The sequence below is a fragment of the Nocardia jinanensis genome (assembly GCF_014645735.1).
GTDB lineage: Bacteria > Actinomycetota > Actinomycetes > Mycobacteriales > Mycobacteriaceae > Nocardia > Nocardia jinanensis.
Genome location: NZ_BMMH01000007.1, coordinates 75862 through 89447 on the forward strand (window position 1 = coordinate 75862; position 13586 = coordinate 89447).

14 protein-coding genes are annotated in these 13586 nt (G+C 66.4%); 8 read left to right on the forward strand and 6 right to left on the reverse strand.

Annotated features, from left to right (window positions below):
* Window positions 1–63: 63 nt before the first annotated feature.
* From IEY68_RS17800 to IEY68_RS17815, 4 genes are all read right to left on the reverse strand, one after another.
* Window positions 64–864, reverse strand: a complete 801-nt coding sequence (locus IEY68_RS17800; RefSeq protein ID WP_058853523.1) for a hypothetical protein — start codon at window positions 862–864, stop codon at window positions 64–66.
* The gene (locus IEY68_RS17805; protein ID WP_058853524.1) at window positions 864–1193 is read right to left on the reverse strand and encodes a hypothetical protein; all 330 of its coding nucleotides are present in this window, start codon (window positions 1191–1193) and stop codon (window positions 864–866) included. The genes IEY68_RS17800 and IEY68_RS17805 overlap by 1 nt, the downstream gene beginning before the upstream one ends.
* On the reverse strand, window positions 1193–1882 hold the full coding sequence (locus IEY68_RS17810) for a hypothetical protein (protein ID WP_156426046.1): 690 nt from the start codon (window positions 1880–1882) through the stop codon (window positions 1193–1195). The genes IEY68_RS17805 and IEY68_RS17810 overlap by 1 nt, the downstream gene beginning before the upstream one ends.
* A 449-nt stretch (window positions 1883–2331) precedes the next feature.
* Entirely contained in the window at window positions 2332–3069 is a 738-nt protein-coding gene (locus IEY68_RS17815) for a dienelactone hydrolase family protein (RefSeq protein ID WP_058853526.1), read from the reverse strand.
* A gap of 444 nt (window positions 3070–3513) precedes the next feature.
* Here IEY68_RS17815 and IEY68_RS17820 point away from each other — a divergent pair, with 444 nt between their 5' ends.
* Both IEY68_RS17820 and rox read left to right on the forward strand, forming a co-directional pair.
* On the forward strand, window positions 3514–4023 hold the full coding sequence (locus tag IEY68_RS17820) for an anthrone oxygenase family protein (RefSeq protein ID WP_058853527.1): 510 nt from the start codon (window positions 3514–3516) through the stop codon (window positions 4021–4023).
* Window positions 4024–4283: 260 nt separating this feature from the next.
* Window positions 4284–5792, forward strand: a complete 1509-nt coding sequence (gene rox / locus IEY68_RS17825) for a rifampin monooxygenase (protein ID WP_082681155.1) — start codon at window positions 4284–4286, stop codon at window positions 5790–5792.
* An 82-nt stretch (window positions 5793–5874) separates the two neighbouring features.
* Here rox and IEY68_RS17830 read toward each other — a convergent pair whose 3' ends face one another.
* Window positions 5875–6651 carry a type II toxin-antitoxin system HipA family toxin gene (locus IEY68_RS17830; RefSeq protein ID WP_058853528.1) on the reverse strand — a complete coding sequence of 259 codons (777 nt, stop codon included), beginning with the start codon at window positions 6649–6651 and terminating at the stop codon, window positions 5875–5877.
* 32 nt (window positions 6652–6683) lie between these two features.
* Between IEY68_RS17830 and IEY68_RS36295 the strand changes: the two genes are divergently transcribed.
* From IEY68_RS36295 to IEY68_RS17840, 3 genes are all read left to right on the forward strand, one after another.
* The gene (locus tag IEY68_RS36295) at window positions 6684–6872 is read left to right on the forward strand and encodes a hypothetical protein (protein WP_058853529.1); all 189 of its coding nucleotides are present in this window, start codon (window positions 6684–6686) and stop codon (window positions 6870–6872) included.
* Between the two features lie 175 nt (window positions 6873–7047).
* Entirely contained in the window at window positions 7048–7755 is a 708-nt protein-coding gene (locus IEY68_RS17835; protein ID WP_058853530.1) for a DUF6924 domain-containing protein, read from the forward strand.
* A gap of 108 nt (window positions 7756–7863) precedes the next feature.
* Window positions 7864–8733: an alpha/beta fold hydrolase gene (locus IEY68_RS17840; RefSeq protein ID WP_062998652.1), complete on the forward strand. Its 870-nt coding sequence runs from the start codon at window positions 7864–7866 to the stop codon at window positions 8731–8733.
* 203 nt (window positions 8734–8936) lie between these two features.
* On the opposite strand, the gene IEY68_RS17845 is transcribed toward IEY68_RS17840, so the two are convergent.
* Entirely contained in the window at window positions 8937–10124 is a 1188-nt protein-coding gene (locus IEY68_RS17845; protein ID WP_058853531.1) for a ferredoxin--NADP reductase, read from the reverse strand.
* Window positions 10125–10224: 100 nt separating this feature from the next.
* Between IEY68_RS17845 and IEY68_RS17850 the strand changes: the two genes are divergently transcribed.
* Genes IEY68_RS17850 through IEY68_RS17860 form a run of 3 tightly spaced genes read left to right on the forward strand, consistent with a single transcriptional unit; the run spans window position 10225 to window position 13586 of the window.
* A complete protein-coding gene (locus tag IEY68_RS17850) occupies window positions 10225–11628 on the forward strand; it encodes a class I adenylate-forming enzyme family protein (protein ID WP_058853532.1) in 1404 nt (467 codons plus the stop codon).
* Entirely contained in the window at window positions 11606–12511 is a 906-nt protein-coding gene (locus IEY68_RS17855) for an acyl-CoA dehydrogenase family protein (protein ID WP_058853533.1), read from the forward strand. The genes IEY68_RS17850 and IEY68_RS17855 overlap by 23 nt, the downstream gene beginning before the upstream one ends.
* Entirely contained in the window at window positions 12498–13586 is a 1089-nt protein-coding gene (locus IEY68_RS17860; protein WP_062998650.1) for an acyl-CoA dehydrogenase family protein, read from the forward strand. Before IEY68_RS17855 ends, IEY68_RS17860 begins: the two co-directional genes overlap by 14 nt.

The following is a 13586-nucleotide window of genomic DNA, read 5'->3' on the forward strand; positions in this document are numbered from 1 at the left end:
ACAACGCACTCACCGTCGACGATCGGAGCCCTCGGACACGATCCTGCGTCCGCCGCCAGTGCTTCATCCCTCGACTCCATCCTGCTTCCAACCGTCGTCCTGGTTGTCGTACTCGTGAGACTCGGTGGTAGGCCAGGCACTCTTGCCATCGGAGTTCGTCGGCAAACCCGCAGGATTCTTGATCATGTTCTCGAGGTGCTTGGTCGCGAGATAAACCTTCGTTTCATTCTCGACGAATCCGGTGATCGCCTCGACTATCAGTTCGACACCCGCCACGATCGCCGCGTTCATATTGTTCACGACCCAGAGCAGTGCGCCGCCACCGGTGGCGGCCGATTCGCCCAGAGCCACACCCACTTCGGCCACAATCGTTCCCAGTTTGTTGACGATCGCGGTGTAGAGGGCCCGGCCGTCCTCCGCGATGGCAACGAGTTCGTCGTGAATACTGTTGCACAGCCCCTTGAGGGCGTCGACCGCCGCCAGCTGGGCTGTTCTCGACGCGGTGTAGGCCTTGTACGCGCTGCCGTCCCAGTTACCATCCATATTGAATTCGACTCGGGTCAGACGGCCGGACACACCGCCGACCTGGGCGCCGAGAGCCTGCCACTGCGCCGCGTAGTCTACGAACAGCCAGGGGGCGAACATGCCTGCGACCGCCTGGTCCAGCTTGTCGAAGAGCTCCGCCAGCTTCTCCTGCATATCGTCACGCGTACCGGTGAGCAATAGGTAGGATGCGAAGCTGAGCACTTTGAGCTTGTCGAACTCATCGTTGATGCGGTCCGGCAGCGTCTTCACCTCGTCCACCTTCTCGGTGAAAAGGTCGCGGAGTTCGGCCAGTTTCTCCTGGGTCAGGTCATCACTCATCAGATCTGAAAGCCCATATCGCCGGCGACCTGGTTCAGCGCCTGCTCGTTCGCCTGCTCCTGCATACCGAAGCTCACTACTGTGGCGTGCAGTGCGTTTCCGACCTGCTCGGCCGAGACAGCGCCCTCGTTCAGCCGATCCTGGATGAAGGCAGCGGCTTGGCTGTATGCGTTCCAGGCTCCGACGAACAGGGGACCGAATTCCACTGCGCTGAACTTGAGGTCTTCGACCGCTCCGGCTGCTTTCCTCAGTTCGGGGGCAGCCTCGTTCAGCCATCCCTTGGATGCCGATTCGAGAAGATTCAGATCTGCTTTCAGTTCACGAGGCATCAGATTTCGTTCTCCTGTAGATATTTCTCGTGCCGTACGATGCGGGCGGCGAGTTCCCGGTCGGACTCCTGGTCGAGGAAGATGTCTTTCACTTTTTCCGGCTTCCTGGCCCTGATCTGCGCGCAGCAAACGACGATGTCTTGCGAAATGTATTTCTGGTCGGTGCGGGCGGCCCAGTCCGGATCCACGGCGACCGAGATCAACCTCGAGCGCGTGGCCACCACTGTGATTCCCGGTTCGTCGTACTGGTTGTATCCCGGCCCGTGCACTGTATGTGGCTTCTGCGTGAACAGCTCGTCGTACAGCTTGAGGTATTCCTCATAGGTACGGGTCCGCAGAAGGAGTGGAGTTACCTCGCGGAGGATAGGGATAGTCGCGGGTGGAATCGTTCCGGACTCGATCAGGCGAGCAGCCAGCTCCTGAACTGCGTAGTGGTAGGCGTCCATAATCGACTGTCCGTATTGGCTCGGTGCGAAACTGTCCTTCCATGCACGCTTCAACGTGACTGCGGTGGGCAAGCGGTCGAGCCCGCATTCGACTTCGATGAGTGTGGACTGGCGGGTGACCGGCTCGGGGCTCGTGTGCGCTTCGCCCCAGCCTTCCCAAGGTGGTCTTTCTCGGGGTTTCCACGGGTCGTAACTCTCGTCGTCATCTCCGTACAGCGAGTATTTTGAAGCCAAACCGGTCACCCTTTCGAATCTGCTCTGGGGCAGTGGTTGTCGCGGGCAACGACGAACTGAACGGAGTCTCCTCATACCGGAGAATTGCGGTAGTGGCAGAGTCCCGTCCCGCGCCCACCCCCGAGAACATCTGTCCCTCGGTCCCTCCCAGACGGTTCCCAGCGTCCAGCGTGTCAACTTATATCGCACCGGCTGCATCACGCAACAGTTTGCGTCCGGAAGGGCGCTGTACGACAGACGCCATCGGCATCTGTGCCCATAGGCGCAGGGCGCTCCCGTTTCAGGGCTTGCCCCTGGTTTTCGGTCAGGAAGTGGGATGCCTTCACGCTGAGGTGCGCATCGGCGGATTCGAGTAGCCACGGCGAACGCTGAACAGTAACCGCGGCATGGAAATACCGCGGTTGCTGCCCGAGAGCGTGACGGGCGGACCCGCCGCCGGCCGTTTCCGAACCGGAGTTTCAGCCGTTGCCCAGGGTGCGACTCAGGAGGGGGAGGAGACGGTCCCAATGGCGTTGTAGTCCCGGGGGGTCGAAAGCAGCGGTATCGGACATGGTGAAGCCGTGGACGGTGCCGGGGTAGATCTCGGAGGTGTAGTCGACCCCCGTGTCGTCCACAGCCTGGTTGAGTTCGCCGAGGGCTTCGGGCGTGATATCGGTTTCGGCGTGGCCGAAGTGGATCTGCGCGGTGAGGTGGCGCAAGCTGGAGGGTCCGTCGGCGCCCACGGGAGCGTGGAATCCGGCGAGAGCGGCTACCCGGCCGGGATGGGCTGCCGCGGTGCGGGTCGCCAGGAGCCCGCCGATGCAGTAGCCGGTCACCGCGACCGGCCCGGCGCCGACCTCGGGCTGAGATGTCAGGAAATCGAGATAGGCGCCGGCATCGCGGAGCACACTGTCGCCGGAGATGTGGGCCTCGATCAAGGGCATCAGCTGGGCGGTGATCGCGTGCCGGCTCTCCTCTCCGATGTATTCGGGTAGTTCGATCACCGGTGCCGGGCCGTGCCGGTAGAAGAAGTTGGGCACGAGCACGTAGTACCCGTGCCCGGCCAGTTCACGGGCCATCTCCCGTAGCGTGGGCCGGATACCGAAAGCATCCGCGTACATCAGCACCCCGGGGTGCCGTTCGCCGTGGTCGGGGAAGGTGGCGAAAGCGTCGGCCCGGCCGTCGGCGGTGGGAATGTGCAGTGTCTTGCTGGGCATGAATTGTCCTGTCGTCATCGATATCGGCTCATGATCGATACGACGGAGGCGGAGCCCGCTCAGCAGCGCAGGATTCCCGATCGGACAGCGGGCCCACAGCGGCCCGGACGGCGCTCAGAAGAGCACCGGGTCACCGATCCGTGTGTGGCGCAATGCCGTCCCGGTAGTCATCGCCGCACAGCGTAACCCATCGGCGCAGCCACCCTTCCAGCGAGAGTTCAGGACAGACCGGCCGTAACCGGACCTCGGGTGAGGACGTGATGTGCTGAGCTCCGGGGACTACGGACCGGCTGTGATCGGCCCGGCCGGGCGATCGGCGCAAGTGGAACGCTCCCATTTCCAGCATTGGCGGGTGCGGGTGGTCGCCGGTACCGTTGGCCTGTTCCGGGCCGTTCACGCGCGCCTCGAACGGGGAATCGGGACTACTCCAACGAGGTGAGAAAGATGGATGGACTCCGGACCGTCGTACTGATCGCGGCCACGCTGGCCACCGGGCTGATGGCAGGGGTCTTCGGCATCTACGCGGTAGCGATCATGCCCGGCCTGCGGACCACCGACGACCGCACGTTCATCGGCGCCTACCAGGCGATCGATCGCGCGATCGTCAATCCGCTGTTCCTGGCCACCTTCCTGGGCGCACTGATCCTGTCGATCGCGGCAGCGCTGCTGAATCTCGGCGGCGCCGGTCGGTCGGTGTTGCTCTGGGTGGCGGCCGCGGCCCTGCTCTACCTGAGTGCGGTGGTGATAACTTTCGCGGTCCACCTGCCGCTGAACGACGCGTTGAAGGCCGCGGGCGCGCCCGCTGAGCTGGCCGATCCGGCGGCGGTACGGGAAGCGTTCGCTGAGGCGCGATGGGTGGCCTGGAACATCGTGCGTACGGTGACGAGCACGGCGGCCTTCGCCTGCCTGGGCTGGGCGCTGGTGTTGTGGGGGCGGGCCCAGGCCGCTGGCTGACCGGCACTGGTCCGAAGGCCGGTTCCGGTCGGGCTTCGTGAAGCGAAGACCACATCGGCGTCCGGTCCGGAACCGGACGGGTAATGGAGGTTCCCTTCCCCTTCAAGATATATCGCACAGGGGGACTTGCGGCAAGGCCGGGGGCATGGCGCAGAATATTCGGCCGAAGGCCAGGACCTGCGAAAATGCGGGGTTCGCGCGGTGTGCGCGGGCCATGCGAGCGTCTGGCGAACTCCGAACTCTCAGTGGATAGGTGGCCCGTGTTCGATGTGATCATTGCCGGCGGTGGCCCGACCGGTTTGATGCTGGCCGGGGAGCTGCGCCTGCACGGTGTGCGCGTGCTCGTACTGGAAAAAGAGGCTGAGCCGCCCGAGTATGTCCGCTCGCTGGGGCTGCATGTTCGCAGCATCGAGGTGATGGATCAGCGTGGTCTGCTGGAGCGGTTCCTCGCGCGCGGCCGGAAGCACCCGCTCGGGAGCTTCTTTGCCGGTATCACCAAGCGCTCACCCGAGCGGCTGGACAGCGCGCACGCTTACGTGCTCGGCATTCCGCAAACCGTCACCGAGCCCCTGTTGGCCGAGCATGCCGCCGAGCTCGGCGCGGAGATCCGGCGCGGTAGCGAGGTGACCGGACTGAGCCAGGACGAGCAAGGGGTGGACATCGAACTGGCCGACGGTACGCGGTTGCGCGCGCGTTATCTCGTGGGCTGCGACGGTGGCCGCAGTACGGTGCGCAAATTGCTCGGTGTCGATTTCCCCGGCGACCCGTCCCGGAACGACACGCTGCTGGGCGAAATGGCGGCAACCGAGGATCCGGCCACGATCGCCGCCACCGTCGCCGAGATCCGTAAGACGCAGCTGCGATTCGGCTTGGGGCCGCTCGACGACGGGGTGTACCGCGTCGTCGTTCCCGCAGCCGAGGTGGTCGACGACCGTTCGGTCACACCGACACTCGAGGAATTCGCGCAGCAGCTGCGGGTGTTCGCCGGCACCGACTTCGGTGTGCATTCGCCGCGGTGGCTGTCCCGTTTCGGCGACGCCACCAGGCTGGCCGAGCGGTATCGAGTCGGGCGGGTGCTGCTGGCCGGCGATGCGGCGCATGTGCACCCGCCGATGGGCGGCCAGGGGCTCAACCTCGGCATCCAGGACGCGTTCAACCTCGGCTGGAAACTGGCGGCCGAGATCGGCGGCTGGGCGCCGGAGGGGTTGCTGGACAGCTATGAGAGCGAACGGCGGCCCGTGGCCGCCGAGGTGCTCGACAACACTCGCGCGCAGGCGGAATTGATGTCCACCGAACCGGGTGCGCAGGCGGTGCGCCGGCTGCTGTCGGAATTGATGGACTTCGAGGAGGTGAACCGCTACCTGATCGAGAAGATCGTCGCGATCGGTATCCGCTACGACTTCGGCGACGGGCATGATCTGCTCGGCCGGCGCCTGCGCGACGTGCGATTGGAGCGCGGACGCCTCTACGAGCTGATGCACGCCGGCCGCGGCCTGCTCCTCGACCGGACCGGCCGGCTCTCGGTCGCCGGGTGGACGGATCGGATCGACCACGTTGTCGACAGCAGCGAGGAACTCGACGTACCCGCCGTCCTGCTTCGCCCCGACGGTCATGTCGCATGGGTCGGCGACGAGCAGCGCGACTTGCTCGAGCACCTGCCGCGCTGGTTCGGCGCGGCCCGCGCGTCTCGGGGCGAGCAGTCACCTGTGACAGCGCGTGATGAAGCGGCTTCGGCGAAGGACACGCCTCAGTCGCTCGACAAACGGTAGGGTCGCGCCCGCGCCAGATGTTCGTGCGCCTGGGCAGGCCTCGTCACGCGGCGGCAACGCCGTACCTTAGGAGCGCTGCAGTTCATGCCGTCGGAAGGCCAGTTCGCGTTCCATCCGCCGGAGCGGAGATCCGGTGAACGGCAGTCGATCGAACTCGATGGATTCGGCCCAGCCAGGCGAACAGGAACTGGAGGTACAGGTTCCTGATGGCCACGCGTGGGGCATGTGCCACGGAGGCGAGTGCTTCGACCACCTCGATCGCGTCTGCCCGATATTTTTCGGAGGGCGGTATCCCCATGACCTGAGTGGCGTCCTCGAACGGCGAACGTTTCCACACACCACCGGTTTCGAACCGATCGAATCGCTGCACCAGCAATCCTGATGTTCCCGTGCGGTCGGCGATCATTTGTGCGATCGCTACCGGGATGTTGAGCGATCGCGCGGCCGTGAGGTGGATTGCTTCGTTTTCGATCAGATAGGGGAATCCGGCCTGTGAAAGCTTCAGAATGAAACGCCCGAAGCCGGCTGCGAGCGGAGTGCTGATCATGGACGCGCTCGCCTTTTGCTGTACACCGGGTAGTGCGTGGGGATCGATTTTGTCCACAAGTGCTGTGAAGTCCAGGTCCTCCGGGCGATCTCCGTCGACGAGGGCAGCAACCTCGGTGAGCGGTTCACCATGCGGTACCACTTGGACATCTCCGGGTGCATCCGCGCCGACTGCCAACAGTAGCGTGAACTCGTCGTCGAGTCCGGTTTTGACCGCGCGTCGCAATACCGACAACCGATGTCCTTCGGGCAGTAGCCCCGCGAAGAAGGCCGGGAGACTGCCACCGTGGGTGCGGATAGGATCCTCGGTCACCGGGAGGGTGGTGGCTACCGGTCGCGCCGGAGGTGCTGCCCGGTGAGACCGCGCCGGCGCCGTCGTACATGGCGGCGCTGACCGTTGTCGTCGACGATATCGGCCGGGCTCGGATACTCGTCGAGGAAGCGGGCACCGAGACGCGGACCACTGGCACCGGATTCTTCGTTTCCGGTCGGGACGCATGTGGTTGTGGGCTGTTCTTCAGCGCGGCGCGATGATCGTCGACACCACGGCGGCAAGGTCCGGGGACCATGTTCGGCCCGGTCACCGTATTCCGCGCGATCCCCATGCGTGCGCCGACCGATTCGCGTCATCGGCGACCGTGCGACGGGCAGAACACTGGTATTGCAGGAGTAGAGGCCGGGTGTCGGTACCGTCCTTTACCATCGCCGGATGTCGTTCACCCTGCGCCAATGGCATACCGATACCGGCGAACCCGAGCCGGAGCCTTCGGTGAGGCATACACCGGTCGTGCACCGAGAACCACACGGGCCTTGGACATTCGAGATCCGCAGCGATATCCCACTGTCGCCGATCGACTGTGGACGGATCATCGCCTTTATCGTTTCACCGGAGGGGTCCGGTGAGGACAGCGATAACAGCACAGCCGATGCGGCTGTTCGGGCGAGTGCCGAACTCACGGAAGCACTCGGCACGGGGCGCAGTCTGGACGACTACCTGGAAGAGGATGCGTCGCTGCTCATCCGGACCGACTTCGGTGACGACGATGCGTGGCGGGTCGTGGCCGCGTTGTCGATGGCCCCCGGCGTGGGCGAGGATGCCGAATTCGTTGCCACGCTGACCTGCATCGATAATCCGGAGAACGACGGTTTGTCGATCGACGCATTGCTCGACAAGATCGGCGACCGGCCGACCTACTATGCCTTCCTCGCCGACACCGTCACCCTCACCGAACCCGAGCATCCGATCCTCGCCGTCGACACCGGCCCGGAGGAGACCGGTCACGAACGCGGCCGGACGGTCCGAGTCCTCCCGTCGGAGATGGCGGCTATCGAGAACAACCTGTCCATCGCCAATATGGACTTCGCGGAATTCGCCGACGCCGCCGGACCGGACGGTGTGTTCCGCGGCTTCATCTGAGGGTCCCGCGGTGACCCCAGGTGGTACTCGCGTATGGATACGGCCGATCCGGAAATTCTCGGCCGGGTGGCGCGATGAATTATCGGCCCGGTAGGCGTCTGCACCGGTATGTCTACGCATACTCTCGAAACCGTCGGTGCCGATATCGTCTACGACGTGCACGGCCCGCTGCCCACCGCTGGGGGACGGCCGCCGCTGTTCATGATCGGGCAACCCATGGAGGCGGCCGGTTTCCGTGCGCTCGCGGCGCAATTTCCCGACCGTACCGTGGTCACCTACGACCCGCGGGGTATCGGCCGCAGCGTGCGCAAGGACGGTCGCGTAGACCATGTGCCGGCGATCCAGGCGCAGGACGTGCATGCCGTTGTCGAGGTGCTCGGTGCCGGTCCGGTCGAGATGTTCGCGAGCAGCGGCGGCGCGGTGACCGCGCTCGCGCTCGTAGCGGCCCACCCCGGCGACGTGGTCACACTGGTGGCGCACGAACCGCCGCTGATCCCGGTGTTGCCCGATGCCGCGGCCGCCGAACGTGCCCGCGCGGCCGTGCGTGACGCATACGAGGCCAAGGGCTTCGGTGCCGGGATGGCGGCCTTCGTCGCGATGACTTCCTGGCCGGGTGAGTTCACCGACGAGTACTTCGCGCAACCGGCCGCCGACCCCGGCCTGTTCGGGATGCCGACCGAGGACGATGGTTGCCGGGACGATCCGCTGCTGTCGGATCGGTCCTGGGCCGTCAGCAGCTATCGGATCGATGCCACCGCCGCGGCGGTCGCGCCGACCCGCATCGTCATCGCGGTGGGAGTGGAAACAGGGGATACGTTCACCGGCCGCACCGCGGTGGCGACCGCCGAAGTGCTGGGTCAGCGTGTGAGTGTGTTCCCGAGTCATCACGGCGGCTTCCTCGACGGAGAATTCGGGTACGCGGGGCAGCCCGAGGAGTTCGCGCGCAGGCTGCGCGAGGTCCTGAACGATCAGGAGTGAGCCGGTACGGCCTCTCCACGCGAAGCGCGGTGTCGCCGGTCGACGACGCGGTCGGAAGATGGGCACTCCGGCCGCGACCGCTCGGCAGCGCCCACGTATGGCGGCCACCAGCGCGCGGGGCTGGACCCACACTGTTCTGCGCGCGCAGTGCGGCGCGTTCCCGGCCCGGCCGATGAACGAGGTCAACGGTGAAGGCAGCAGCGCTACTCGTAGTGGACGGTCACCGACGGGGTGTCCGGGACGGCCTGGCACGTGAGGATGTAGCCCTCCTCGAGGTCGTCGTCGGTGAGGGCATCGTTGACCCGCATGGTCGCCTTGCCCTCGGTGAGTTTGGCCATGCAGGTGGCGCAGTTGCCGGATTCGCAGGAGAACGGGGGCGTCAGCCCGGCGCGGCGGGCGCTCTCCAGCAGGGTTTCGCCGTCGCGGCGCGGGACGGATTTCTTCTTGCGATTGAGGAAGATCGTCACCGTGCCCTCCTCGGTGGCGGCGGATCCCACGGGGGCGGCCGCCGATGTGGCGGTGCTCGCCGCCTGCGCGACGGGACCGGTGCCGACCGCCGGGGTCGCGGGAGGGCTGGACACGGTTGCGGCGGGAGTCGCGGCTACGGTCGAACCGGACCGTGCGGCAGGCGGATTCGGGGCGTCGGCGACCAGTGTCGGAGCTGGTTTCGGGGCGTCGGCCGCGGGTGGGGCAGGTTCGGCCGGGGCGCCGCCGAACCGCTCGGAGAAGATCTGGCCCGGGCCGGGCAGTGCGTTCTCGACGAGTTCCATGAAAGGTTCCGGGCCGCAGATATAGGCGTCGCCGGCGGTGTGGGGTCCGACGAATTCGAGGACCTTCGCGGTGTCCACATAACCGTGTTCGTCGTCGCGGTGCCGTACGACCGTCAGTCGGCCGGGGTAGCGGGCGGCCAGCTCGTCCAGCGCAGCTTCGAAGATGGCGGAGGTGCGGTCGCGGTCGGCGCACAGCAGCCGGACCTCGCGATCGGTGGTCGCCAGGGTGCTCTTGGCCAGCGAGATGATCGGGGTGATTCCACTGCCGCCGGAGAATCCCAGTACCGGAGCTGTGCCTTCACGCAGACAGAAGCGCCCGGTCGGCACCGTCAGCTCGACCTCGTCGCCTTCGCTGAGGTTGTCGTGCATCCAGTTCGACACCGTGCCGCCGGGTACCCGTTTGACCGTGGTCATGAACTCGGTGTCGGTCACCGGGCAACTCGACATCGAGTACGACCGGAAGCACGGCTTGCCGTCGACCACGAACTTGAACGTGCAGAACTGCCCGGCCTGGTAGGAGAACGGCCCATCGTGCGGTTCGAGCACGAAGGTGCGGGTGTCCGGTGTCTCCTTCACGATGCGCGTCACCTTCGCGCGCCGGAACAACGGTGGTCTCGCCATGATCGCCTCCCTCTGGTATTAAGATTCTATCCAAGCGAGAATGATATTCTCAAATTCGGATAGGAAACGGCATGAAGTGCTACCGGATCGGGGGACGCAGATGACAGGTCCCACAGTGCTCGCCTTCGGAGACCGCGAGTACACCCGCGCCGAGCTGGACACGGCGGCGGACGGCCTGGCCGAGGTACTCGCGCGCCGCGGGGTCGAGTCCGGGCAGCGGGTGGCGCTGATGTCGTCCAACCGGCCGGAATTCGTGACCGCGGTGCTGGCCGTCTGGCGGTTGGGTGCGGCGGTCGTGCTGCTCAGTCCGGCCTGGAAACGTGCCGAGGTCGCGCACGCGCTCGAAATCACCGGCGCGCGGCACGCGCTCGGCGATCATCCGGTGCTGGCCGAGCTCATGGACATGATCTCGCTGGACGACCCGATACCAGCGGCCGCCCGGACCTTCACCGAGCCGGATCCCGGCGCCGACGCGGTACTCGTATTCAGCTCCGGCACCACCGGGATGCCGAAAGCGGTGCGCCACACCCACGCCTCGTTCGCGGTCGCGGTGCGGCACTGGCGCGACGCGCTGCGGCTGGGGCCGGGCGACCGGATCCAGGTGGCGACGCCACCCTCACATATCCTCGGCATCCTCAATATCGTCACCGCGCTGGAATGCGGGGCCCGGGTCCGGCTGCATCAGCGGTTCGATCTGGAACGGGTGCTGCGCACCATCGAATCCGACAAGATCACCATCGAGATGGCGGTCGCGCCGATCGCGCTGGCGATGGCGCAGTACCCCGGTCTCGAGTCCTTCGATCTGTCGTCGTTGCGGTACATCATGTGGGGCGCGACCCCGGTAACTGCGAGCGTGGCCGAAACCGTGACCCGGCGGACCGGCGCGACGTGGTTGCCCGCCTACGGAGCGAGCGAACTCCCGGTGATCGCTTGCAATCCGATCGAATCCCCGCGACTGGACTCGGTGGGAAAGGCCGTGCCCGGTGTGCAGGTACGGGTGGTGTCGCTGGACGACGGGAAACCGGTGGCGCCGGGGGCGGACGGTGAGGTCCAGTTGCGTGCCGAGTCGGTGATGGCCGGGTACCTGCCCGATTCGGCGACCGCGGGCGCGTTCGACGACGGCTGGTACCGCACCGGTGATGTCGGGAACCTGGATGCGGACGGCTGGCTGCGCCTGACCGACCGGTCCAAGGAAATGATCAAGGTACGCGGATTCCAGGTGGCGCCGGCGGAGATCGAAACGGTGCTGCACGGCCACGACGCGGTCGCCGACTGCGCGGTATTCGGAGTGCCCGACGGCGCGAACGGTGAGGCGATCGTGGCCGCCGTCGCCACCTCGGCGCCGGTTACGGCCGAGGAACTGATGACGACGGTTCAGGAGCGGCTGGCCGGCTACAAGCGGTTGCGCCGGGTGCTGTTCGTGGACGAGATACCCCGCCTGCCGTCCGGCAAGGTGCTGCGGCGAGTGCTGAAGGAGCAGTATGGACGTCCGGCTGACGAATGAACAGCGGCAACTGCGGGACGCGGCCGCGAAACTGGCCGACGAACTCGGCCCGGGTTCGGTGCTGGATCTGGCCGACCCCCGGCGTCGCACCCGGTTGGAGGAAGCGGTATCGGGCACCGGATTCCGTGAACTGCGCTCCGACGGGGCCTCCGGCGTGGAGGTGGCCCTCGTGGCGGAGGAGTTCGCGCGCGGATTGGTGGACGTCCCGTTCCTGGGGCCGGTCCTCGCCGACGATCTGCGGGACCGGCTCGACGGAGACACCGCGCGGTGGACGGTCGCGCATACGGGCGTGGCGATCGACGCGTCCGGTTGCGACCGGGTGCTGAAGCTGGAGGGGAGCGGTGTGTTCGCCGGGCCGGTCGGCGACGAGGTCGCCGGTGCGGATCTCACCCGGGCCGCGGGCGCGGCCGCGGGCCCGTGGGAGCACTGCGGCGATATTTCCGCGGAGCACCGGGATCGCTGGCTGGCGCTGGCATTCACTGCCACCTGCGCCGATCTGGTCGGTGCCGCGCGCGGCGCCCAGCGGCTCGCGGTGGAGTACGCGAAAGTTCGTGCGCAGTACGGGCAGGCGATCGGCTCCTATCAGTCGATCGGACACCTGCTGGCGGAGAGCGAAGCGCTGATCGAGGGTTCGATCAGTGTGCTGTGGCATGCCGCCTGGGCCGTCGACGAACTCGAACCCGCCGAAGCGCTGCGGGCGGCGCGGATCGCCAAGATCTACGCCGCGCGTGCCGCGCGCACCGTCTGTGAAACCGCGATCCAGGTGCACGGCGGAATCGGCAACACCTGGGAATGCCTGGCCCATGTGTATCTGCGGCGGGCACTGGTATCCACCGAACTGTTCCCCGTACGCCTGGAGGAGGCCGGTCTTGGACTTTCGTGATTCCCCGGAAGAAGCGGCGTTCCGGGAGCGCCTGCGCGACTGGCTCGCCGGTGTGGCGGGCAAATACCCGACCTCCGGCGACGAGTACTGGGCCCGGCAGGGCGAATGGCATGCCGAGCTGTACCGGGCCGGATTCTTCGGACTGTCCTGGCCCAAGGCGTACGGCGGTCAGGAACTGCCACCGGTCTACGACGTGCTCCTGGACGAGGAGCTGGCGATCGCGGGTGCCCCGCCGCGACCGAGTCTCGGGTACCTGATCCAAGGCCTGGGCCACCACGCGAGTCCAGAACTGTGCCGCCGGTTCCTGCCGGGCATGATCGACGGAAGCCAGCGCTGGTGCCAGGGTTTCAGTGAACCGGGCGCCGGATCGGATCTGGCCTCGCTCACCACCACGGCCACCCGTGAGGGCGACGAATACGTCATACGCGGGCACAAGATCTGGACGAGCTACTCCGATGTGGCCGACTGGTGCCTGCTGCTGGCGCGTACCGACCCCGTCGCGCCCCGGCACAAGGGGATCTCGGCCTTCGTGCTGTCGATGAAGCAACCTGGAGTGGAACAACGCCCGCTGGAGATGATGAGTGGTGTGACCACCGAATTCGGGCAGGTGCTGTTCGACGGTGCCCGGGTACCCGCGGACCAGATGGTGGGCGCGCCGGGTGAAGGCTGGAAGCTCGCCATGACCGTGGTCGGCCACGAACGCGAACCCTCCACACTGGGATACGCCGCACGCTACGGGAAGCTGGTGCGCCAGCTGGCATCTCGTGCCGAGGGGCGGGCGCCCGACGAACTCGCGTGGGCGGCCGTCCAGGCGGAGATGCTACGACTGCACGTGCGGCGGCGGCTGTCCGAACAATTGGACGGCGTGACCCACGGTCCGCAGGGGTCGCTCGACAAACTGCTCATGACCTGGGTCGATCAATCGGTCGGGCATGCCGCGCTCGCCGTGGCCGGTACCGGTGACCAGGAGATGTTCGGCTCCTACCTCTACAGCCGCGCACAAAGCGTGATGGGCGGGACATCGCAGATCCAGAAGAACATCATCGCCGCGCGCATCCTCGGATTGGGAGCCTGA

Bases quoted from the DNA above. Each gene is read 5' to 3' on its own strand.
- IEY68_RS17815 (WP_058853526.1), bottom strand. From the start codon at position 3,069: ATGCCCAGCAAGACACTGCACATTCCCACCGCCGACGGCCGGGCCGAC.
- IEY68_RS17800 (WP_058853523.1), bottom strand. From the start codon at position 864: ATGAGTGATGACCTGACCCAGGAGAAACTGGCCGAACTCCGCGACCTT.
- IEY68_RS17840 (WP_062998652.1), top strand. From the start codon at position 7,864: ATGTCTACGCATACTCTCGAAACCGTCGGTGCCGATATCGTCTACGAC.
- IEY68_RS17835 (WP_058853530.1), top strand. From the start codon at position 7,048: ATGTCGTTCACCCTGCGCCAATGGCATACCGATACCGGCGAACCCGAG.
- IEY68_RS17820 (WP_058853527.1), top strand. From the start codon at position 3,514: ATGGATGGACTCCGGACCGTCGTACTGATCGCGGCCACGCTGGCCACC.
- IEY68_RS17850 (WP_058853532.1), top strand. From the start codon at position 10,225: ATGACAGGTCCCACAGTGCTCGCCTTCGGAGACCGCGAGTACACCCGC.
- IEY68_RS17855 (WP_058853533.1), top strand. From the start codon at position 11,606: ATGGACGTCCGGCTGACGAATGAACAGCGGCAACTGCGGGACGCGGCC.
- IEY68_RS17845 (WP_058853531.1), bottom strand. From the start codon at position 10,124: ATGGCGAGACCACCGTTGTTCCGGCGCGCGAAGGTGACGCGCATCGTG.
- IEY68_RS17805 (WP_058853524.1), bottom strand. From the start codon at position 1,193: ATGCCTCGTGAACTGAAAGCAGATCTGAATCTTCTCGAATCGGCATCC.